The 21,313-nt window shown below is 75.0% G+C and carries 19 protein-coding genes; 6 read left to right on the forward strand and 13 right to left on the reverse strand.

The window, feature by feature from the left end:
- Nucleotides 1–140: 140 nt before the first annotated feature.
- The 10 genes from AB0I60_RS22150 to AB0I60_RS22195 all read right to left on the reverse strand — a co-directional run bounded on the left by AB0I60_RS22150 (nt 141) and on the right by AB0I60_RS22195 (nt 11,766).
- Entirely contained in the window at nt 141–1,316 is a 1,176-nt protein-coding gene (locus AB0I60_RS22150) for a cytochrome P450 (RefSeq protein ID WP_360732516.1), read from the reverse strand.
- A gap of 171 nt (nt 1,317–1,487) precedes the next feature.
- On the reverse strand, nt 1,488–1,973 hold the full coding sequence (locus tag AB0I60_RS22155; RefSeq protein ID WP_360732518.1) for a MarR family transcriptional regulator: 486 nt from the start codon (nt 1,971–1,973) through the stop codon (nt 1,488–1,490).
- A gap of 189 nt (nt 1,974–2,162) precedes the next feature.
- Nucleotides 2,163–2,849: a serine protease gene (locus AB0I60_RS22160; RefSeq protein WP_360732519.1), complete on the reverse strand. Its 687-nt coding sequence runs from the start codon at nt 2,847–2,849 to the stop codon at nt 2,163–2,165.
- 128 nt (nt 2,850–2,977) lie between these two features.
- On the reverse strand, nt 2,978–3,622 hold the full coding sequence (locus tag AB0I60_RS22165) for an FHA domain-containing protein (protein ID WP_360732521.1): 645 nt from the start codon (nt 3,620–3,622) through the stop codon (nt 2,978–2,980).
- Nucleotides 3,622–4,914: a VWA domain-containing protein gene (locus AB0I60_RS22170; protein ID WP_360732523.1), complete on the reverse strand. Its 1,293-nt coding sequence runs from the start codon at nt 4,912–4,914 to the stop codon at nt 3,622–3,624. The genes AB0I60_RS22165 and AB0I60_RS22170 overlap by 1 nt, the downstream gene beginning before the upstream one ends.
- Nucleotides 4,904–6,118 carry a PP2C family serine/threonine-protein phosphatase gene (locus AB0I60_RS22175; RefSeq protein WP_360732525.1) on the reverse strand — a complete coding sequence of 405 codons (1,215 nt, stop codon included), beginning with the start codon at nt 6,116–6,118 and terminating at the stop codon, nt 4,904–4,906. The genes AB0I60_RS22170 and AB0I60_RS22175 overlap by 11 nt, the downstream gene beginning before the upstream one ends.
- 2 nt (nt 6,119–6,120) lie before the next feature.
- Nucleotides 6,121–8,415 carry a tetratricopeptide repeat protein gene (locus AB0I60_RS22180; RefSeq protein WP_360732527.1) on the reverse strand — a complete coding sequence of 765 codons (2,295 nt, stop codon included), beginning with the start codon at nt 8,413–8,415 and terminating at the stop codon, nt 6,121–6,123.
- On the reverse strand, nt 8,412–9,500 hold the full coding sequence (locus AB0I60_RS22185) for a hypothetical protein (protein WP_360732529.1): 1,089 nt from the start codon (nt 9,498–9,500) through the stop codon (nt 8,412–8,414). Before AB0I60_RS22185 ends, AB0I60_RS22180 begins: the two co-directional genes overlap by 4 nt.
- Before the next feature lie 2 nt (nt 9,501–9,502).
- Entirely contained in the window at nt 9,503–10,492 is a 990-nt protein-coding gene (locus AB0I60_RS22190; protein ID WP_360732530.1) for a glutamate ABC transporter substrate-binding protein, read from the reverse strand.
- Nucleotides 10,489–11,766, reverse strand: a complete 1,278-nt coding sequence (locus AB0I60_RS22195) for a hypothetical protein (protein WP_360732532.1) — start codon at nt 11,764–11,766, stop codon at nt 10,489–10,491. The genes AB0I60_RS22190 and AB0I60_RS22195 overlap by 4 nt, the downstream gene beginning before the upstream one ends.
- 129 nt (nt 11,767–11,895) lie before the next feature.
- Between AB0I60_RS22195 and AB0I60_RS22200 the strand changes: the two genes are divergently transcribed.
- The gene (locus AB0I60_RS22200) at nt 11,896–12,627 is read left to right on the forward strand and encodes a metallophosphoesterase (RefSeq protein WP_360732534.1); all 732 of its coding nucleotides are present in this window, start codon (nt 11,896–11,898) and stop codon (nt 12,625–12,627) included.
- 10 nt (nt 12,628–12,637) lie between these two features.
- Here the strand turns inward: AB0I60_RS22200 and AB0I60_RS22205 are convergent, their stop codons facing one another.
- On the reverse strand, nt 12,638–13,138 hold the full coding sequence (locus AB0I60_RS22205) for an NADAR family protein (RefSeq protein WP_360732535.1): 501 nt from the start codon (nt 13,136–13,138) through the stop codon (nt 12,638–12,640).
- A 104-nt stretch (nt 13,139–13,242) separates the two neighbouring features.
- Between AB0I60_RS22205 and AB0I60_RS22210 the strand changes: the two genes are divergently transcribed.
- The 3 genes from AB0I60_RS22210 (at nt 13,243) to AB0I60_RS22220 (ending at nt 17,432) form a co-directional block, all read left to right on the forward strand.
- A complete protein-coding gene (locus AB0I60_RS22210) occupies nt 13,243–13,935 on the forward strand; it encodes a hypothetical protein (RefSeq protein ID WP_360732537.1) in 693 nt (230 codons plus the stop codon).
- A 137-nt stretch (nt 13,936–14,072) separates the two neighbouring features.
- Nucleotides 14,073–14,903 carry an SAM-dependent methyltransferase gene (locus tag AB0I60_RS22215; RefSeq protein WP_360732539.1) on the forward strand — a complete coding sequence of 277 codons (831 nt, stop codon included), beginning with the start codon at nt 14,073–14,075 and terminating at the stop codon, nt 14,901–14,903.
- Between the two features lie 219 nt (nt 14,904–15,122).
- A complete protein-coding gene (locus AB0I60_RS22220; RefSeq protein WP_360732540.1) occupies nt 15,123–17,432 on the forward strand; it encodes a tetratricopeptide repeat protein in 2,310 nt (769 codons plus the stop codon).
- A gap of 44 nt (nt 17,433–17,476) precedes the next feature.
- Here AB0I60_RS22220 and AB0I60_RS22225 read toward each other — a convergent pair whose 3' ends face one another.
- Nucleotides 17,477–18,085 (reverse strand): pyridoxamine 5'-phosphate oxidase family protein, encoded by a 609-nt coding sequence (locus AB0I60_RS22225; protein WP_360732856.1) that lies wholly within the window; start codon nt 18,083–18,085, stop codon nt 17,477–17,479.
- A gap of 112 nt (nt 18,086–18,197) precedes the next feature.
- Here AB0I60_RS22225 and AB0I60_RS22230 point away from each other — a divergent pair, with 112 nt between their 5' ends.
- Nucleotides 18,198–19,241, forward strand: coding sequence for a beta-eliminating lyase-related protein (locus tag AB0I60_RS22230; RefSeq protein ID WP_360732542.1), 1,044 nt, complete (start codon nt 18,198–18,200; stop codon nt 19,239–19,241).
- Nucleotides 19,242–19,282: 41 nt separating this feature from the next.
- Here AB0I60_RS22230 and AB0I60_RS22235 read toward each other — a convergent pair whose 3' ends face one another.
- Complete coding sequence (locus tag AB0I60_RS22235) at nt 19,283–20,176, reverse strand: alpha/beta hydrolase (protein WP_360732544.1); 894 nt, start codon at nt 20,174–20,176, stop codon at nt 19,283–19,285.
- A gap of 136 nt (nt 20,177–20,312) precedes the next feature.
- Between AB0I60_RS22235 and AB0I60_RS22240 the strand changes: the two genes are divergently transcribed.
- Nucleotides 20,313–21,296 carry a WYL domain-containing protein gene (locus AB0I60_RS22240; protein ID WP_360732546.1) on the forward strand — a complete coding sequence of 328 codons (984 nt, stop codon included), beginning with the start codon at nt 20,313–20,315 and terminating at the stop codon, nt 21,294–21,296.
- The last annotated feature ends 17 nt before the right edge of the window (nt 21,297–21,313 follow it).

Here is a 21,313-nt window from a genome sequence, read left to right on the forward strand (position 1 = left end):
GCGGTGCCCGGCCCGGTGGGGCCCCGGGTCCGGACGGACGCGCGGGCCCCACCGGCCCGGGATCTGGGGACCACCGGTCCGCTAGTACCAGTACCAGCGCAGCGGCGGTGCGGTGCGGAAGATGCGGTGCAGCGCGGCCTTCATGGCAGGTCACCTCCTTTCGCGTGGTCGGGTCCGCCCGTCGCGAGGACGGTGCGGTGGACGGTGAAGGGTCGCGGCGACGCGCCGTCGACCAGGCCGGGGGACGGGCGCGCGTCGCCCCGGGTGACCGCCAGCCGCGCGCCGCCGGCGAGCGCGGCCAGCGCCTCGGTGGTCAGCACCTGCGCCACCGCCGCGCCGACGCACGTGAACGGGCCCGCGCCGAAGGGCAGGTAGGGGCCCAGCCCGTCCTTCGCCGCCCACCGCTCGGGGCGGAACGCGGCGGGATCGGCCCAGTGCCGCTCGTCGTGGTGCAGCAGGTACGGGCTGACCGAGAGCAGCTCGCCCGGCCGCACCGGGACACCGCCGAACTCGGTGGGGCGCGACACCGTGCGGCCGACCATCCACACCGTCGGGCGGTGCCGCAGCGCCTCGCGCACCACCTGGTCGGCGGGCCACGGCCACGGCGCGTCGGCCGGGTGGTGCAGGCAGGCCAGCAGCACCGACCACGCCAGCGAGGTGCCGACCGGCGTCACGACCGCCCGGAACAGCGCCAGGTACAGCTCGGCCACCGCCCGGTCGCCCACCTCGTCCGGGCACGCCCCGACCACCGCGTCCAGCACGTCGCGCGGCCGGTCGGCGGGGTGCGCGCGGCGGTCGGCGACCTGCTCGACCAGGGCCGTGACCAGCCTGCCGCGCCACACCTCCGCCCGCGCCCGCTGCCACACCCGCGCCGGGCGGCGCAGCACCCCGGCGCGCGCGGCCCGGTCCATCGACGACCGGGCACCGGCCGGGGTGAGGGGGTGCAGCAGCAGGTCGGCCAGGCAGCGGTACACCAGCCCGGCGCCGGCTGCCGGCCACCGGCTGGTCGCCGGCAGCCCGGTCACCGCCACGTCCAGCGCGGCGCGGTACTCGGGCAGGCGGGCGCGCAGGACGTCGCGCACCGCGTGGCCGACCTGCACCTGCGCCGCGCGGGTCGGCAGCAGGTCGTGCCGGAAGAACGTCGACTTGCCGTCGTGGAACCCGGGGTGGCGCAGCAGCTCCTGGGCCAGCGCGGGATCGCTGACGCACCAGCCGCCCCACGGGAGCGCGATCACGCCGGTCGTGCTGACCCGGCGGAGCTGCTCCAGGTACGCGAGCGGGTCACGTCGCACCTGGCGCCTGTCGGCCCTCTTCACCGGACGGTTCCCTCCGTGAGCCCTGCCTGGTGGGCGCACCGCGCCACCCCTGCCAGGCACCGGCTTCCCCGTCAGACCCCGAACCCACGTCCCGACCCGCCCGGTCATCCAGGCGAGGACGTGCAAACACCCGATCCAGCGCACCCCGCACGGACAGTGAGACCTCGCGGTCTACTCGAACCGCTCCAACAGCACCCGCAACGCGTCCGCCACCGCTGCCTGGGTGGAGGGGTCCAGCGGTTCCAGCAGCGCCGCGCAGCGCGCCATGTGCGCGGCCAGCATCGAGTCCACCAGCGCCAGCCCCGCGTCGGTCAGCCGGACCCGCACCACCCGCCGGTCCACCTGGTCGGGCACCCGCCGCACCAGCCCCTTGGCCGCCATCCGGTCGACCCGGTTGGTGATGGCACCCGCCGTGACCAGCGCGGCGCTCAGGAACGCGCCGGCGGTCAACCCCTCCACCGACCCCGCCCGCCGCAACGCGGTCAACACCTCGAACTCACCCGGCTCCAGGTCGAAGTGGGCGAGGAACTCCTTGTTCTCCCGCTCCACCAACCGGGCCAGCCGAGCCACCCGCGCCAACACGGCCATCGGCGACGTGTCCACGTCCGGCCGCTCCACCCGCCACTGCGCCAACACCCGGTCGACCGCGTCCCCCACCGGCGAACCCCTCCCCCGTGGCTGCGAGGTCCGACGACGAACGTTGCAGCAGCACAAGTTTCGCACGAAACCATCACCGCCCGGCGTCGCCCCTCCCGAACGCGGACATGGCAACGCTTCGGGTGCCCGGTCGTGGCACGGGGAGGTGCCGTGCGGGAGGGGACCGCACGGCACCGGGGGAGGGGGTGGTCAGGTGGCCAGTTGGGCGTCGATCCACGACCGGTGCTGGTGGGTGCCGGTGTAGAGGGTGGTGCCGGCGCACTCGGCGTCCCAGTCGCCCGCGCCCCGGGTCTCGCCCACCAGGTGCCACTCGTCGCGCTCGCGGACCAGGGCCGGGCCGCCGGAGTCGCCGTGGCACGCCGAGTGCTCCTCGTCGCCGGACACGCACACGTCCCGCTCGTCGGCCTCCTCGCACTCGGCGGTGGGCACGACGGTCAGGTCGATCTCCTGCAACCGGGTCGGCGTCCGGCAGACGGGCCACGTCGTGCAGCCCCAGCCGAGCAGCCGGACCGGAGTGCCCACCGCCGGGTCGCGGGGTGCGAACGGGACCGGCCGGGCCGTCGACGGCCTGGTCAGCTCCATCATCGTCAGGTCGGTGCCGGGCTTGTCGACCGTGCGGCCGATGTCGACCACCTCGCCGCCGGAGTCCAGGCGCAGCGACCCGATCCGGGCCGACCTCGCCGGCCCGCAGTGCGTCGCCGTCACCAGCCAGGTCGGGGACACCAGGCTCGCGCCGCAGCCGTTGCTCAGCGACACCATCCACGGGTACGCGGCGGTCGAGGCCCGGCCGCCGATGACGCGGGGGTCGGCCCCGGCCCCGCCCGGCAGTGCGAGCAGGGCCACCAGGGCGATCAGCGCGGTCGCGGTGCTCCTCATGCCACCCAGGCTGGCAGCGCCCGCCGCGCCGGAGTACCGGGGTCACCCCGCCGTGGTGGGCCGGCCGGGCGGAAAGACCGGGCCAGGTGAACACCGCTCGCCCGATGATCACCGGACGGTCACCGGCACTACTCCGATCGGTGCAGGGTGATCGTCGTCCACGCGCCGACGTGCACCCGGTCGCCGTCGGCCAGCGGGCGCGGCCGGTCCGGCGGCACGGGCTCGTCCCCGCCGTTGACCGTCGTCCCGTTGGTCGAGCCCAGGTCGACCAGCGACCACCCGCCGTCGACCGACACCAGCATCGCGTGGCTGTGCGACACGCCGGGGTCCTCCGGCGGGCCCACCAGGTCGACGGTCGGGAACACGCCGCGCGACCGGCTGCGCCGCCCGATCGTCACCTGCGGACCGACCAGGTCGAACCGGCGGGTCGGGCAGAACTCGGGGAACCGCACCGCCGCCGCGTCCGGCCCGTCCGCCGACACCACCCGCCGGTAGTAGTCGCGGTCCGCCTCGACCGTCGCGTGCCACGCCACCCGGGCCGGGACGGCAGCGGCGGGCGCCGAGGTCGGGACCGGGGCCAGCGAGTCGTGCCCGCACTCCTCGCAGAACCGCCCCTGCCGCGCCGCGCCGCACGACCCGCACTCCTCCACCGCGACGGCCGGGTCGGGCCGCGCGGGAACGTCGGGCCGCTCGGCCGCGTCGGCCAGCGGCGTGCCGCACACGTCGCAGTAGTCGTCGGTGGTCGAGGCGTGGCCGGCGGGGCAGGTCGTCATCAGCGGTCCTTCCCGACCCTCTTGGTCACCGTCGACCGGGTGTCCAGGGTCATCTCGTCCACGTCCGCGACCCGCGCCCGCAGCTTCACCGTGCCGGTCGCCGGGTCCTGCACCTCCACCACCTTGGCCAGCAGCTTCGCCGTGCCGGTGTTGCCCGACTCGTGCGCGAGCCGCACGGCCCGCCCCAGCCGGGCGGTCGCGGTCTCCACGTCGCCGGACTTGCGCGCCTCCAAACCCTCCTGGATCGCCTCGGCCAGCTCGGCCTGCCCGGTGTAGTGCGCGACCTCGGGGCTCATCCGGGTGGACAGCGCCGTGTCGTCGGTCCACACCGCCAGCACCCGGCCCTGGCCCAGCACGTCGCCGCCGGGGCCGACCAGGCTCACCCGGCCCGCGAGCATCCGCTCGCCGACGTTCGCGGGCTTGACCCGCACGCACAGGTGGTAGTCCCGGCTCTCCGCGCCGCTCCACGCCCCGGTCGGGTAGTCGCCGGTGCGCGGCGCGGCCTCCACCCGGCGGTCGGTCAGGTCGAGCAGGCCGGGCGACGCCTGCTTGAGGAACTTGACCTCCGCGCCCTCCGGCGTCCACAGGCGCAGCGACACGTCCGCGACCGCCTTGCCCATCGCGGTCGCGGTCATCGCCCGGAAGTCCTCGGCCAGCCCCTCCGGCTCGGCCACGATGTCCACCGTGCCCAGCAGCGCCTCGGAGATCCGGCGCAGCTCGGCGACCTGCCAGTCGGTGCCCACGCCCCGGCAGTCGCCGGTGAACGCGCCGGCGACCCGGTCCAGCACGGCGGTGAGCTGCTCGGGCGTCTCGTGCTGGTTCTGCCCGTCGGTCAGCAGGATGGCGTGCCGGGGCCCGCTGTCGTGCCCCCGGAACACCTCCTGGGCCAGCAGCAGCCACTGGCCCATCGCGGTGCCGCCGTCGGCCTGGAGCTTGGCGACCGCGCGCTTGGCCACCACCCGGGCCTGCGGCGACGCGTCGGACAGCAGGCGCAGCGCCGGGTAGACCATCTCGGCCCGCTCGGTGCCCGCGATCACCGCGAACTTCACCCCGTCGCGCAGGGCGTCGATCGCCGCCTCGGTGGCCCGCTTCGCGGCGGCCAGCTTGGCCGGCGGGTACCGCATCGACCCGGAGGTGTCGACGATGATCACCTGGGCGGCGTCCGCGTCCGGTTCGGCGGCCCCGCCACCGGCGTCCCCGGTCGCGGACACGGTGAGGATGGCGTTCACCTCCGCCGCGCCCTCCGGCAGGAACTCGTTCTGGAAGACCTCGACGGCGAACTCAAGCGCCATGCCCACCCCGCAGTTGAAGGACGACGACCGTGATGTTGTCGTGCCCACCGGATTTCAACGCGACCTCCACCAGTTCGCGCGCCACCTCGACCGGGGCGACCCCGCGCGGCAGCACGGCCAGCAGGTCCTCCGGTTCAGGCAGGTAGTTCCACAGCCCGTCGCTGCACAGCACCAGCAACCCGGGCGTCTCCACCCGGAAGGTCACCGTCTGCGGCGCGTCGAGCCCCGAGTCCGCGCCCAGCCACCGCGACAGCACGTGCGCGCGCCGGTCGGTGAGCGCCTCCTCCTCGGTCAGCACCCCTTCCGCGACCAGGTGCGCCGCCCAGGTGTCGTCCGTGGTCAGCCGGGCCGCGCCCGCTCCCGCCACCAGGTAGGCGCGCGAGTCGCCGACCCAGCCGACCGTCGCGGTGTCGTCGGTCAGCACCGCCGAGACGAACGTGCACGACGGCGCGACCTGCTCCGCGCCGGGCCGGGCCAGCCTGCCCACGGCGGCGTCGGCGGCCAGCACCGCGTCACCGGTCGCGCCCTCCAGGTCGCCGCCGGTCTGCACGGCGGTCAGCAGCACGTCCAGGGCGACGTCCACGGCGAGCTGCGACGCCTGCTCGGCGCGTTCCGAGGACGCCACCCCGTCGCACACCACCGCCGCCACGCCCCGGCCCCGGGCCCGCCCGAACGCCATCGAGTCCTCGTTGCGCTGCCGCCGCCGGCCCCGGTCGCTCACCCCGGCCAGGCCGGGCAGCACGAACTCGACCCGGTCGCGCACCGACGGCCGCGCCCGCCCGCACCGCCCGCAGTACCCGTCGGCGTCGAACGCCCCGCCGCAGCCGCACGCCGGGTCCGCCACCGCCTCCGGGCCGCCCAGCGGGGTCCGCTGCACGCGCAGGTTGCGCCCGCACTCCTCGCAGAACCGGTCCTGCGCCGACACCGGGGCCGCGCACGCCGGGCACGACTCCCGCGACGACGCCTTGGCACCCGGCTCCGCGCCGCCCGCACCCGCCGGCTCCGGACGTGCCGCGACGCCCTGCGCCTCGACCGGGACCGGGCCGGTGACGGCGTCCTCGTCGGCCTCGACCGCCACCGCAGCGGGTCCGGTCGGCACCGCAGCGGGCTCGACCGGTGCCGCGCCGGCCGCGTCGGTCCCGGGCGGGTCACCCTCGGGCGGCAGGTGCCCGGAGGCGTGGTCGGGGAGCGGCGACGATTCCATGGTCACACCAACGTCCTGGGTCGGACCGCGTTCGCGCAGTCGACGAGGGCGATCCGCTCCTCGGGGGTGTCCGCCAACCGCGCCATCTGCCGGTAGCAGCGCTCCAGGCCCAGCCGCAGCCCGGTCTCGTCCAGCTCGCAGCCCAGCAGCAGCTCCCGGCGCGCGGTGCCCCGGGGCAGCACGGCCAGCGCCGCGCTCAGCACCTCCGCGCTCAGCTCCGCGCGGCGGGCCACGTCCAGCGCCAGCCCGGACAACCGCTCGCCCGCCGCCAGCACGTCGGTCAGCGTGCCGTCGGCCTGCGCCCGCACCGCCGCCACCTGGGCGGACACGTGGTACCTGGAGGTGTCGGGCACCGAGTGCAGCACCTCGACCGCGCCCTTGCGCCCGTCGGAGGCCACCAGCACCCGCGCCAGGCCGAACGCCGCGCTCACGTACGAGTGGTCGGTGCGCCACACCAGCCGGTAGAACCGGGCCGCCGCTTCCAGGTCGCCCGCCAGCTCGGCGCACACCGCCAACGCCAGCTTCGGCGCGGTCTCGCCCGGCACCACGTCGTACACCCGCTCGAACGCGGCGCGCGCGTCCGCCGGCTGCTCCAGCGCGAGCGCCGCCAGGCCCCGGTACCAGTCCGGCCGCCAGTCGTCGGGGTCGGGCAGCAGCGGGTCGTCCGGGTCGTCCCGCACCGCCCGCGCGAGCTGCGCCAGCTCCGCCTCCGCCTCGTCCACCACGTCGCCCTCGATCAGCGCCCGCACCAGCCGCAGCCGCACCTCCACGGTCTGCGCCGGGGCCGCGCGCAGCGCCGCCCGCAGTTGCTGCGGGTCGCCGCCGGTCACCGTGGCCAGGAAGCCGGCCGCCGGGTCGGCGGTGTCCACCTGCGGCACCGGCAGCCCGGTCACCGCCGACCGCGCGGTGGGCGCGCCGCCCACGCCGAACGCCCGCCGCTCCGGCGTGAACTGGCGGGACGGGCCCGGCCGGGGCACCTCGTCCTGCTGCGCCAGCACCTCGCGCAGCACGCCGGTGAGCTGCTCGGCCATCTCCTCGGCCGAGGCGAAGCGCCGCTCCGGGTCGCGGTGGGTGGCGCGCAGCAGGAACCGGTGGAACGAGTCGTGCCGCTCCAGCACCGGTTCGTCACCCGGCGCGGGCAGCGACTCGCGGTGGACCCGCCGGAAGTCGAACGCGAAGCTCATCACGGCCAGCGCGCGGCCCACCGTGTACAGGTCGGACGCCACCGACGGGCCCAGGGTGCCGATCTCCGGCGCCTGGTAGCCGATGGTGCCGTAGATCGCGGAGTGCCGGTCGTCGATGCGCCGCACCGCCCCGAGGTCGATCACCTTCAGCTGCTCCTCGGTCTGGATCACGTTGTCGGGCTTGAAGTCGCAGTACAGCAGCCCCACGCCGTGCAGGTAGCCCAACGCCGGCAGCACCTCCAGCGCGTAGGCGATCGCCTGCGCCACGGGCAGCGCCTCGCGGCCGGTGCCGCCGGCCCGCAGCGCCTTGATCAGGTCCTTGACCGAGGTGCCGCCGACGTACTCCATCACGATGTAGTCGACCGGCTCGCCGGAGCGGCGGTCGACGTGCCGCACGAAGTTGTGGATCTCGACGATGTTGGGGTGCGACACCTCGGCGAGGAACTGCCGCTCGGCCGCCGCCGCCGCCATCGCGTCCGCGTCGTCGGAGTCGAGCAGGCCCTTGAGCACCACCCACCGCTTGCCGACCGCGTGGTCGAGCGCCAGGTAGATCCAGCCGAGGCCGCCGTGCGCCAGGCACCCCAGCACCTCGTACTGCTCGTGCAGCATTTCGCCGGGCGCGAGCTTCGGGGTGAACGAGTAGTGGTGGCCGCAGTGCGCGCAGAACCCCTCGACGCGGCCGGGCCGCCCGTCCCGGCCGCGCCCGACCTCCTTGCCGCAACTGGAGCAGAACCGCTTGGCCTCGGGCACCTCCGGGTCGGCCAGCACCGCCGTCCGCGCGTCCCGGGCGGGCACCCTCGGCACCTCGACCAGGCCCGCGCCCAGCCGGCCGCGCCCGGAGGAGCGCGTCGACACCCGCCGCGACCGCCCGCCCGACGCCGTGGCGGCCGACCACGGCGCCGTGCCCGGCCCGGTGCCCTGACCGGTGTCCTGCCCGGTCCCGGGACCGGTGCCCCGGTCCGAGTCGCCGCCGTCGCGCCCGCTGCCGGACGTGCCGTCCGGCGTGGGGGCGCCCGGCTGCGGCGGGGCCTCCAGGCCGCACCGGTCGCAGAAGCCGTCCGCCTCGATCCCGCCGCCGCACGCCGCCCGCGCGCAGGTCCTCGTCGCGCTCATCGCGCAGCCTCCGTCCGGTCCCGCACCGCGCGCTGGTAGCGCGCCACCGCCACCGTGCCGGCCCGCAGGTCGCACGGCACGGCGCGCAGCACGTCGCGGGCCTGCCGGTGCAGCGCGGACAGCGCGGCGTCCTCGGCGTGCCCGCGCGCGGTCGCCTTCGCCCGGTAGGCGTCCAACCGCCCCCGCAGCTCCGCGCGCCGCGCCACCGACCCGGCCAACTGCTCCGCCACCGCTTTCATCCGCTCCAGCACCGCCCCCGCTGCCGATTCCACCTCGGCCAGGTCCTGCTCCCGCACGTCAGGGAAACGCACCCGGAGCGCCGCCAGTGCCCCCGCCGGGCCGGAAACTTCCGGTGTCGCGGGGTGCTCGCCGGCGATCTCGGCGACCACGACGGCCCGCAGCGCGACCACCTCGGCGCGCAGCGCCTCCGCCCGCGCCACAGTGGCCGCCGCCTCGGCCGCGCGCGCGTCGAACCCCTCCAGCAGCGCCGCCGCACCGGCCACCCGGTCGGGCAGGTCGGCGGCGGCCGGGTCCGGGGTGAGCGGGTCGGCCACCGCGCGCGCGTGCGCCGCCGCGACCTCCGCCCGCAGCCGCTCGACCGGCGGCGCACCGGCCAGCCCGGCGAGCCGGGCCGCCGCCGGGTCCAGCACCGCCAGCCGCGCCGACCACGCCCCGTGCACCTCGTCGAACAGCGCCGTCAGCTCCGCGTACCGGCCCTTCATCCGGGTGACCAGCTCGGTCAGCGTGATCCGCTCCGAGGCCACCGCCGGGCCGGTCAGCGTGCGCGCCGGGACCGCCGCCGCCAGCACCACCTCCGGACCGGTCAGCAGCCGCCGCCGCTCCGCCGCGTCCCGGGTCGCGGATGCCTGCGCCAGCACCGCCCGGTAGGCGTCGAACCACTCCCACAGGCCCACCATCGCCGCGTTCGCCGACTCCCACCGCCGCGCGGTCGCGCCGGACAGCGTCGTGCCGCGCAGCAGCCGGTGGCCCGGGTGGTCGTCCATGGCCAGCAGCGCTTGCGCCACCCGGTCGCTCTCCGCGCGCAGCCTGGCCAGCTCCGCGTCGCCGTCGAGACCCGCGTCCACGCTCAGTCCCGGTAGACCGCTGCCGGCGGCGCGGGCGGCTCGCCCAGCCACCGGCCGTGGATCGACGCCCAGGTGCCGTCCGCGCGCAGCCGCTCCAGCAGCGCGTTGACGAAGCGCACGAAGTCCTCGTCCTGCTTGGGGAAGGCCATGCCGTACGGCTCGGCGGTGAACTGCGGGCCCACCACCTTGGTGTAGGGGTCCTGCGCGGCGAACCCGGCCAGGATCGTGTTGTCGGTGGAGATCGCGTCCACCTGGCCCTGCTGGAGCATGACCAGGCAGTCGGTCCAGTCCTGCACGGCCACCGCGATCGGCCGGGACGGCGCGTTGGCGACGTTGACCAGCGAGCTGGACCCCTTGGTGGCGCACACCTTCCGCCCGCCCAGCGACTCGATGCCGGTCGCGTCCGACGTGCTGGGCACCAGCACCCGCTGCCCGGCCTGGTAGTAGACCGAGGAGAACGCCACCTTCTGCCACCGCTCGCAGTTCATCGTCATGGTGCGCACCACGAGGTCGACCTCGCGCTTTTCCAGCGCGGGGATGCGCTGGTCGGAGGTGAGCACCGTGAAGGTGATCCGCGACGGGTCGCCGAAGAGCGCCCGCGCGACCTCCCGGGCCATGTCGACGTCGAACCCCTCCAGCTCGCCGGAGAAGGGGTTGCGGAAGCCCATCAGGTAGGTGTTCTGGTCCACGCCGACGGTCAGCCGGCCCTTGGCCAGGATGCGCGCCATGGTCGACCCGGCCGGCACCTGCCCGGCGGCCGGCAGCGGACCGGACGGGCGCAGGCTCGCGGTCGCGTCGCACGGCGGGGCCGCCACGACCGCCGCGCTCGGCGGCGCGGTCAGCTCCACCACCCCGGCCGGGCGGGCCGGCGACACCGAGGTCCCGCCGATCTTCGGCGCGTTGCCCGGCACCGCGCCGCACCCGGCCACCAGCGCGAGCACCGCCAGCACCGCGCCGGCCGCCGTCCGGCCGCGCACCCACCGCCCCGTCATCGGTACTCCTTCAGCCGCTGCCACAACCCAGCCGTGGACGCCACCGCCGCGACCAGCGCGAGCAGGACCACCGCCGGCACCGCGCCGGACAGCACGCCCCGCGCGCGGGCGACGGTGTCGGTCAGCTCCGCGCGCGACCGGTCCATCGCCTGCACCAGGTCCCCCTCCAGCGCGGCGAACGCGACCGCCGCCTCACCGCTGCCCAGGACCAGCCCGACCGCCGCCGCGAAGTCGCCGCCCTCGTCCGCCGCGCGCACCTTGGCGTGCGCCCGCTGCCACTCCTCGAAGTGGGTCTTGGCGGACGTGAACACCGGCGAGGGTTCCCTCGTCTCCGCCCCGGCCAGGAGTATGCCCAGGACCTCGGCACCGTCCTTGAACCGCTGCTCGTAGTTTCCGCCGTTGCCCCGCGCCACCAGGGTCAGCGTCTCCTCGCCCCGCGCGGCGAGGGTTGCGATCCGGGCGCGGGCCGTGATCTTGGCCATCGCGTCGTCGTGCTCGCCCGCCGACGCGTGCCCGACCACCACCGCCGAGGCGATCACCGCCCACAGCAGCGAGACCAGGCACGCCGCCGTCGCCGCCACCAGGCCGACGTTGAACACCCGGTTCGTCCGGCGGGTCAGGTACCGCTGGGCGAGCACCAGCGCGGTGATCAGCGCCGCGCCGAGCAGGAACTCCAGCCACGGCCACCTCCCCGCGTCCTCCAGGTCGTCGATCACCCCCTCGGTCGCGGTCTGGTAGAGCTGCTGCGCGGAGGGCAGCAGCGCCTCGCGCATCAGCTGCGCCGCCTCCCGCAGGTAGGCCGCGCCCACCGGGTTGCCCTGCCGGTTGTGCGTCCGCGCGGTCTCCACCAGGCCCGTGTACACCGGGAACTTGCCCGACAGCTCCGACAGCGAACGGGCGAGCGCGGGGGAGCGGGCGATCTCGCCGGTCGCGGTGGACAGCGCCGCCGAGGCGCGTGCCACGTCCAGCTCGTACCGCTTGCGCAGCTCCGGCGACTCGACCCCGCCGGACAGGAACGCGCCCGCCGCCGAGGCGTCCGCGTCGGCCATCGACCGGTAGACCTCCTGCGCGGCGTACGCCAGCGGCTCGCTGCGGTCGGCCAGTGCCGCCAGCGCGTCCGACCGGCGCTGCACCGACACCGCCGTCAAGGCCCCCACCAGCAGCGTCGCCGCGATCAGCAGCAGCGCCAACAGGCTCAACCGGCCCGGCGTGCTGCGGGCGAGCCCGGTCACCCGGCTCACCGCATTCCGGTTCCGCGCAGCTCCGACCAGCACGACCGCCTCCTTTCCGGAGTGATCGGCACCACCCGCCGCCCCGTTAGCGTAGATCGTCGGTGCGGTGCGGGGTGCCGCTTCGCGCGACTCGGCGGGTGGTCCCGCGACCGCGTAACTACGCTCGACGCCGTGATGGTCATCGCCCACCTCAGCGACACCCACTTCGACGGCGGCCCGCGCGCCACCGCGCGCGCCCGCCGCGTGCTGGACTACCTGGACGCGCTGCCCGGACCGCTGGACGCGATCCTGGTCAGCGGTGACATCGCCGACCACGGCCTCACCCCCGAGTACGAACTGGCCCGCGCACACCTGGCGGACACGACGGTGCCCGTGCTGCTGCTGCCGGGCAACCACGACGCGCGGGGAAACTTCCGGGAGGTGCTGCTGGGCGGGCCGCCCGGCGACGGGCCGGTCAACCAGGTGGCGAAGGTCGGCGACGTGGTGTTCGCGCTGTGCGACTCCTGCATCCCAGGCCGGGCGGACGGGCTGCTCGACGACGCGACGCTGGCCTGGCTGGACGAGGTGCTGGCGGAGGGCGCACCGACGCTGGTGTGCCTGCACCACCCGCCGGTCGCGCTGCACGAGCCCACCCTCGACCGCATCCGGCTGGGCGCGGCCGACCGGTTCGCCGAGGTGCTGTCGCGGCACGACAACGCGCTGGCCGTGCTGTGCGGCCACGCCCACACCGGGGCGGCGTCCACGTTCGCCGGCCGACCGGTGCTGGTCGCGCCCGGTGTCGTCTCGACGCTGGTGCTGCCGTGGGAGTCCGACGCGGTGATGGACCTGGACCTGCCGCCCGCGCTCGCCTTCCACGTGCTCGACGGCGGCCGGCTGACCACGCACTACCGCGTCGTGCCCTGACCGCGCCCGGTCACGCCGCGAGCCGGCGGCGCACCTCCATCAGGGCCTCGCCCAGCAGGTTGAGGCCCTGCCACGCGGCCGGGTCGCCGGCGCGCTCGTCGTCGGCGGCCAGCCCGATGCCCCACACCCGGTCCACCGGGCTCGCCTCGACCAGCACCCGGTCGCCGGTCGAGAGCAGGAACGCCCGCGCCGCGTCGTGCGCGCGGAACTTCGCCAGGTTGCCGCGCACCACCACGTCCAGCCGATGCGCCTCCCAGGTCGCGGTGTCGAACCCCCGGACCTGCCTGCCCAGGGCCTTGGCCTCGCCCGGCGTGCGCGCGGCCAGCACCCGCCCGGCCACCTCGGCGTCGCCGAACAGGTCCGCCTTGGCCGCCATCATGAAGTGCTCGGCGGTCGGGTAGGCGCGGCCGTCGACCTCGAACCGGCCCTCCCACCACTGGCTCAGGCACTCCTTGCCCAGCACGCCGGGCCTGCTCGGCGTGTGGCCCCAGAAGAACACGAACTCCGTCACGCGCCCCACGATCGCAGACGACCACCCCGCACGCCCACGCCGTTTCCCCGAAGGCACGCCGAACCCGGCGGCAACCCCGGGCACCTCCGCGCGTCCTGCCGGTCATGCGAGTGATCATGGTGTGCGCCGCGCTGCTCGCGGCGGGCTGCACGGCCGCGCCGGACCGGGTCGCGCTGCCGGTGACGAAGGACGAACTGCTGCGCGACCTGCCCCAGCGGATGCGGGACGCGGGGACGGTCCGGTTCACCTCGCGCCGGTCCGACGACACCGACCACCGGCCGTCCACCACGGGCGCGCTGCGCTGGGACGGCGACGACCTGGGCGTGAGCACCGACAGCGCGGGCGGCACCACCGTCCTGCTCGACGGCGTGCTCTACGACCGGCTGCCGCCGACCACGGACGTGACGCTCCCGCCGGGCAAGACCTGGGTGCGCTCCGAGCGCGGGGCCACCGACCGGTTCGCCGCCGGGCGGGACGCGCTGCACGACGCCCTCCGCGCGCTGTGGACGCCGACCCGGGGCCTGGACGCGGCGGCCGGGCAGGTCACCCTCACCGAGCGGTCCGACCAGCCGCTCGACGGCGAGCACACCACCCGCTACACGCTCGACCACCAGGGCCGCGTCCACCGCCTGTGGCTGGACGACCGCGCGCTCCCGGTCCGCGTCGAGGTCGACCGCGCCGCGCAGGACGGCACCCCGGTCACCGACACCACCGACTACCGCGACTGGGGCGGCGACGCCGCCGTCACCGCGCCGCCCGCCGACCAGACCTGCGGATCGGCCGAAGTCCGGTACTGAAGAACCCGTTGCCCGAGCCCCGCGCGGGGGTCGCTCCGCACGCCACCGTGGGGCTACCGTCGCCGGGGTGACGACCACTGCGCCGGGCGGCCCCGTCCCGCACCACGCCGCTCCCGGCCGGCACCGCGTTCACCGCCGTGGCCGTCGCGGCGGCCAGGGCCGTGGAGAGCAGCCGCCCGGACCGGCTGGTCGAGGACCCGTTCGCCGAGGCGTTCGTGCGCGCCGCGCCCACGCCGCGCCCGCTGCCCACCCGCTGGCCCGACGACCTCGCCGCGCTCACCGACCAGCAGGTCCTGCTGCTGCTGGGCGCGAACTACGTCGGCCTGCGCACCCGGTTCTTCGACGACGCCCTCGCCGACCCGGGCCGCCAGGTCGTGCTGCTCGCGGCCGGGCTGGACACCAGGGCGTTCCGGCTGGCGTGGCCGGCCGGGACCACCGCGTACGAGCTCGACCAGCCGGAGGTGCCGGCCTTCAAGGACAGCGTGCTCACCGCGCCGCCGCGCTGCACCCGCGTGCCGGTGCCCGTGGACCTGGCGGGCGACTGGGCGACCCCGCTGCGCGCGGCCGGGTTCGACCCCGGCACGCCGACCGCGTGGCTGGCCGAGGGGCTGCTGCACTACCTCGACGCGGACGCCGAACGGGCCCTGGTCGACACCGTCGACCGGCTGTCCGCGCCCGGCAGCACCCTGACCGTCGAACGCGCGATGACCGTGCCCGACCGGCAGGCGCTCGAGGACGGCAGCGACCGCCTCGGCGTCCGGATGGACGAGATCGTCCACACCGGCCCGCGCACGGACCTCACCACCACCCTGCGCGACCGGGGCTGGACCGCCGAGGACATCCCGGCCGACACCGTGGCCACCCGCTACGGCCGCCCACTCCCGCACCCCGACCTGGTCCGCGCCCGCGCGGGCGGCGCGGCGCAGCCCACCCAGGCGGGCTTCACCCGCGCGGAGAAGACCGGGTGACGGCCCGTCCGGTGGCGCGGTCGGATCGAGCGGTGGAGCGAGGGCTGGACCAAGCCTTTCCGCCACCGACCCGGCGACTCGGTGCCCCGGACCATCGGTGTCCGCCCGTGTGCGGTGGGCGTCAGCCGGTCGGGTGAAACCCTGCCGCCATCGACCTGCGAAGCGGCGAGGCAGTGCGACGCTGGCGGCGCTGTGGCCGGTAACCGGGAGGAGATTCCGGTGGTGCCCGAGACTGAACGGCCGGACAACTCCGAGCCTCCCGCCCGCGACACCGTGCCCGACCGCGTCGGCGACGAGGGAACGCGTGTGGCGGGTGGGCCGTCGGACGGTGGCGGGTCGGTCGGGCAGTGGGTGACGGCCACCTCGACCGCCACAGTGGTGCAGGCGGGACGGGATGCCACAGTCACCGTCGAGCAGCACGTCCGCCCACACCACGCACCGGTCGTGCCCCGCCAGATGCCTGCCGCGCCGGGGTTGTTCGCGGGCCGGGCGGATGAATTGGCCCTGCTGGACCGCACCCTGGCCGCCGCCGAACCCGGCACCGCCACGACGGTGATGGTCTCCGCCCTCGTCGGAGCCGGAGGGATCGGTAAGACATCGCTGGCGTTGACGTGGGCGCACCGCTGGTCGGAGCGGTTTCCCGATGGGCAGTTGTTCGTGGACCTGCACGGCTTCAGCCCGGCAGGCGAGCCGCTGGACCCGGCGGTGGCGGTGCGGGGCTTCCTCGGCGCATTGGGCGTCGAGCCCGAACGCGTTCCGCCCGACCCCGACGAGCAGGCCGCCCTGTACCGGAGCCTGGTCGCGGGCAAGCGGATGCTGATCGTGCTCGACAACGCCGCCACGAGCGAGCAGGTCGTCCCGCTGCTGCCGGGCAGCCCGTCCTGCACCGTGCTGGTCACCGGGCGACATCGGCTCGCCTCCCTGATCGACCGGTACGGCACCCGCCACCTCACCCTCGGCATCCTCACCCGAACCGAGGCTCGGGCACTGCTCATCGCACGCCTCGGCACCGACCGCGTCGTGGCCGAACCAGACGCCGTCGACGACCTGGTCGGGCTGTGCGGCGGTTACCCGCTGGCCTTGACCATCACCGCCCGCAACGCTGCCACCCGTCCCACCGTCCCCCTGGCCGAAGTGGCCGCCGAGCTGCGAGAACTCGGACTGGAGGTACTCGACCACGACACCGACCCCGCCGCGAGCCTGCCCGCTGTCATGTCCTGGTCCCTCCGCCGGCTCACCGAGCAACAGCGCACCGCCTTCGGATTACTGGCGATCGCCCCCGGCCCCGACACCACCCTGCCCGCTGCGGCCGCACTCACTGCCCTACCCCCGACCACCGCGCGCAGGGCGCTGTCGGCACTGGAGGACGCATCCCTCCTCGAACGGCGGCCACACGGCCGGTACGCAATGCACGACCTGGTCCGCGACTACGCCGCCACAACCACCCACGACCTACCGGACGAGGTTCGGGAGGCCGCCCTCGTACGGGTGATCGACTTCCATCTCCACACCGCTTCCGCCGCCGAGCGCCACTTGGCCCCCCACGGCTCTCTGGTGCAACCCGAGCCGCCGGCACCCGGCGTCCATCCGCTCACCCTGACCGACGTCCCGGCTGCTGTGGCCTGGTTGGAGGCTGAGCACACCACACTGCTCGCCACCCAACGCGTCGCCGCCGCCCTTGGCCGCCACCAAGCCGTATGGCACCTCGCCTGGACGATGGAGACCTTCCACTTCCGGCGGGGCCACGGGCACGACGCGCTCACCGCGTGGCGGATCGCTCTCGATGCCGCGGCCCACCTGCCCGACTTCGCCACCCGCGTCCGCGCACACCGCCTCCTGGGCAACGCCTGCTCACGACTCGGTCTCCACGTCGAAGCCGCCGAGCACTTCGGCCAGGCCCTGGACCTGGCAGTGCGCCACAACGACGCCGCCGAGCAGGCACACACCCACCACGCACTTGCACTCGCTTGGGAACGACGAGGTGACGACCGGCGGGCACTGGCCCACGCCCGACACGCACTGGACCTTCACCGCACCCTCGACCAGCCGGTCCAGGAGGCCGAGGCGCTCAACGGGGTGGGTTGGTACGCCGCACGGCTGGGCGAGTTCGACACCGCCCGCGACAACTGTCACGCCGCCCTCACGTTGTACCAGCGTCATGACGACCCCGACGGCGAGGCGGCAACCCTGGACAGCCTCGGGTTGATCGCCCACCGCACCGGCGATCACCGACAGGCCGTCGACCACTACGACCAAGCGCTCAGCCTGTTCCGCGCCCTCGGCAACACCTACCTGGTTGCCGGCGCGCTCGACAGCGTGGGCCATCCACACGCCGCCCTCGGACACCACGAGCAGGCCTGTGCAGCATGGCGGGATGCTCTGGAGTTGTACCGGGAACAGGGCCGTGACACCGATGTCGAACGTGTCCGACGACAACTCGACGACCTCGAGTCGTCAGATCCCCGACCCGCGAGTGCTACACGAAACCGTCATGGGGCAACAACCAGCAAGAGCGAACATCAGCGCTGATCTTGCTCCGATCCCTCCTGATGGCCGACCAGCGTTCTCCTCGGCTAGACCACGGGAGCCCCGGGTCGTGCGACGGGAGCGCGGTCCGGGAGCGGGAGGGGGATCGCGGGCAGGCCGTCGATGCTCGCGGCGTTGTGGTCCTTGCGCTCGCAGTACTCGGCGAACTCCTCCTCCGACTTCCGGCCGAAGTAATCGGCGTGCAGGGTCCGCTCCTCCCGGTAGTCCATGAACGGCACCGCGTACCCGCACGTGTCGCTGACCAGCTTCGCCGTCACGACCACGACCGCGCGCAGCGCCGGTCCGTCCGCGTCGCCGAACCCGGCGGCGAGGGCGGCGAAGCGCGGGTCGTCGCGGAACACCGGCTCGCCGGTGCCGTGCACGCGCACGATCTTCGGCGGCCCCTCGAACGCGCACCACATGAGCGTGATCCGGCCGTTCTCGCGCAGGTGCGCGATCGTCTCGGCGTGGCTGCCGCCGAAGTCCAGGTACGCCACCCGCCGCTCGTCGAGCACCCGCAGCGACCCGGCCCGGCCCTTGGGCGAGACGTTCACGTGCCCGTCCGCCGCGAGCGGCGCGCTGGCCGTGAAGAACACCGGCTGCGCCTCGATGAACGCCCGCAACCGCCCGTCGATCCGTTCGTAGACCTTGCCCATGCCGCCAGTATCACCCGCGCCCGAGCCGAAAGCGCTGGTCATCCCACGTCGCGGACGCCGGCGGCGGGAAATTCGTTGCCACGCGGCCCGGCCGGCGCGAGACTGGCCGATCATGGCACCCGAGATCCGCCGCTCCCTGCTGCTGCACTCCCGCACGCGCCGCGACCCGCACGCCGTGCTGCGCCGGATGCTCGACCGGGTGCCGCCCGGCACCGCGCCCACCGAGCCGGTCGCCGAGCTGGAGCGCCGGGTCGCCGGGCTGCTGGGCAAGCCCGCCGCCCTGTTCTTCCCGTCCGGGACGATGGCGCAGCAGACCGCCCTGCGGGTGCACGCCGACCGCCGCCACTGCCGCACGTTCGCCGCCCACCCGCAGACCCACCTCGCGCTGTGGGAGGCGCAGGGCCCCGCCACCGTGCACCACCTCGTGCACCGGCCGGTCGGCGACCCGCACGAGCTGATCACCCTCGACGAGCTGCGCCGGGTCCGGGAACCGCTGTCGGCGCTGCTGCTGGAGCTGCCGCAGCGCGAGATCGGCGGCCTGCTGCCCGAGTGGGACGACCTGGTCGCCCAGACCGCGTGGGCCCGCGAGCGCGGCGCGGCGGTCCACCTCGACGGCGCGCGGCTGTGGGAGTCGCAGCCGTTCTACGACCGGCCGGTGGCCGAGATCGCCGCCTTGGCCGACACCGCGTACGTATCCCTCTACAAAGGACTGGAGGGGGTGCGCGGCGCGGTCCTCGCGGGCCCGGAGGACGTCGTCGGCGAGGCGTCGGTGTGGCGCACCCGGCTGGGCGGCAACCTGCCCGACGCCTGGCCCGAGGCGGTGGCCGCGCTGGTCGGCCTGGACGAGACCCTGCCGAGGATGGCCGGCTTCCTCGACCACGCGCGGGCGATCGCGGCGGCGATCAACGCCGACGGCTACGCCCGGACCCGTCCCGAGGTGCCCCAGACGCCGCTGTTCCACGTCCTGCTCCCGGTCTCCCGCGAGGTCGCGTCGGCGGCGTCGCGCCGGCTGCTGGAGGAGACCGGGATCGAGCTGCCGACGCACCTGCGCGCGACGGGCGTGCCCGACCGGTGCGCGCTGGAGCTGAGCATCGGCGTGACGGCCGACGACTTCACGCCGGCCGAGGTCGCCGAACTGGTCCGCCGACTGCGCTGACCGCGCACCCCGGAGGGTGCCCGCCTGCGGATCACGAGCCGCTAGACGGCGTCCTGCTTCGCCAGCCACGTCGTGATCGCCCGGTTCGTCTCCTCCGGCAGCTCCTGCTGGATCCAGTGGCCGCAGTCCAGGGTGACCACCTCCACGTCGGGCACGAACTCCGACGGCTCGTCCGGCCGCCGGACCGCGTCCCGGGCGCCGTGGATCATCAGCGTGGGCTGCCGGACGACCGGGTCCACGTCCGCCAGCAGGCGCCAGTTGCGGTCGAGGTTCCGGTACCAGTTCACACTGCCCGTGAACCCCGTCTTCTCGAACGCGGAGACGAAGACGGCCAGGTCGCCGTCGCTCATCACGGGCTCGCCGAGTGGCGTTTCCGCCCTGGCGAGATCGATCAGCGCCATGCCCGGCCGAGGCTCTGCGGGGGGCTCGTTCTTCCGGTACAGGTTGCGGAGGAACCGGTGGGTGTCCTCCTCGAACACGGCGTCCGCGACGCCTGGCTGCCGGTTGAAGTGGACGAAGTAGAAGTCGCCGCCCAGCGCGTCTTCCATCACCTCGATCCACGGCCGTGCCCCGCGCTCCTGGTAGGGCAGGCTCAGGTTGACCACCTTGTCCACGCGGTCCGGGTGCAGCAGGGCCAGTCCCCAGACGACCATCGCGCCCCAGTCGTGACCGATGAAGGTGGCGTCCTCGTACCCGTGGTGGTCGAGCAGTCCGACGAGGTCGCCCGTCAGGTGCTCGATGTCGTAGTCCGCCACGTCGGCGGGGCAGGACGAGTTGCCGTAACCCCGCTGGTTCGGGACGAGGACGTGGTAGCCCGCTTCGACGAGCGCGGGCACCTGGTGACGCCAGGAGAAGGCGTGCTCCGGCCAGCCGTGGCAGAGCACGACGGGCTTCCCGGCGTTCTGCCGGCCCGCTTCGAAGACTTCGAGTTCCACGCCGTTGACGGGGACAACGGTGGGCTCGGGGAAATCGGCTGGAGTGGAAGCAGGGCTCATCGGTGAGTTCACGGCGTCATCCTGCCGACCGAAACCGGTCACCTCATGACCGGTTTCCTGTGGAATTGTTGCCGGCGTGCGAACCGACCGGCTGGTGGCCGTCCTCCTCCTGCTGCAACGGCGTGAGCAGGTGACGGCGGCGGAGGTCGCCCGGGAGTTGGAGGTCTCCGAGCGCACCGCCCGCCGCGACCTCGACGCCCTGGCGATGGCCGGGGTGCCCCTGTACCCCGTGCGGGGCCGGGGCGGCGGCTGGCGCCTGGTGGGCGGTGCCCGCACCGACCTGTCCGGGTTGACCGCGAGCGAGACCCGCGCCCTGTTCCTGGTCGCCGGCCCGGCCTCGGCGGCGACGCCGGCGGTGAAAGCGGCCCTGCGCAAGCTCGTCCACGCCCTGCCGGAGCCCTTCCGGGTGCAGGCCGAGGCGGCGGCGGCGTCGTTGGTGGTGGACCCGCAGCGGTGGGGGTCGAGTCGGGTCGAGCACCGACCCCCTCGCTTCCTCGACCAACTCCAGGACGCGGTGATCCGCGGCGTCCAGGTGCGCCTCCGCTACGTCGACAGCACCGGCGCGGCGACCGAGAGGACCGTCCACCCGCTGGGCATCGTCGCCAAGGGCCCGTCGTGGTACCTCGTCTCCGACACCGACGCCGGCCGGCGGACCTTCCGGGTCGACCGCGTGTCGTCCGCCGACCCGACCGGCGATCCCGTGCACCGGCCCGACGACTTCGACCTCGCCGAGAGCTGGCACGACATCGCCGACGAGATCGACCGCAAGCGGATGCCCGTCCAGGTCCAAGCGGTGTGCGTGCCCCACTGGATCGGCCCGCTCCGGATGGGGTTCGGCAGCCGACTCGACGTGGGAGGGTCCACGACCGACGGCCGCATCGAGGTCCTGATCCGAGGCCACGACGAGGACGTGCTCGCCGGCGAACTCGCCGGACTGGTCGAGTGGCTCGAGGTGACCGGCCCTCCGGGTGTGCGGGACCACCTGGCCTCGATCGGCGACGCACTCGTCAGGCGGTACGGCCGGGACCGCCTCACCGCGTCCCTCCCGGCCCGCCCGTGAGATCAGGCGGCCGGCCA

The organism is Actinosynnema sp. NPDC050436 (assembly GCF_040655415.1).
GTDB lineage: Bacteria > Actinomycetota > Actinomycetes > Mycobacteriales > Pseudonocardiaceae > Actinosynnema.

Excerpts from the sequence above, each read along its gene's own strand:
- AB0I60_RS22160 (WP_360732519.1), bottom strand. The coding sequence starts at position 2,849 with ATGAGGAGCACCGCGACCGCGCTGATCGCCCTGGTGGCCCTGCTCGCA.
- AB0I60_RS22165 (WP_360732521.1), bottom strand. The coding sequence starts at position 3,622 with ATGACGACCTGCCCCGCCGGCCACGCCTCGACCACCGACGACTACTGC.
- AB0I60_RS22170 (WP_360732523.1), bottom strand. The coding sequence starts at position 4,914 with ATGGCGCTTGAGTTCGCCGTCGAGGTCTTCCAGAACGAGTTCCTGCCG.
- AB0I60_RS22175 (WP_360732525.1), bottom strand. The coding sequence starts at position 6,118 with ATGGAATCGTCGCCGCTCCCCGACCACGCCTCCGGGCACCTGCCGCCC.
- AB0I60_RS22180 (WP_360732527.1), bottom strand. The coding sequence starts at position 8,415 with ATGAGCGCGACGAGGACCTGCGCGCGGGCGGCGTGCGGCGGCGGGATC.
- AB0I60_RS22190 (WP_360732530.1), bottom strand. The coding sequence starts at position 10,492 with ATGACGGGGCGGTGGGTGCGCGGCCGGACGGCGGCCGGCGCGGTGCTG.
- AB0I60_RS22210 (WP_360732537.1), top strand. The coding sequence starts at position 13,243 with ATGCGAGTGATCATGGTGTGCGCCGCGCTGCTCGCGGCGGGCTGCACG.
- AB0I60_RS22225 (WP_360732856.1), bottom strand. The coding sequence starts at position 18,085 with ATGGGCAAGGTCTACGAACGGATCGACGGGCGGTTGCGGGCGTTCATC.
- AB0I60_RS22230 (WP_360732542.1), top strand. The coding sequence starts at position 18,198 with ATGGCACCCGAGATCCGCCGCTCCCTGCTGCTGCACTCCCGCACGCGC.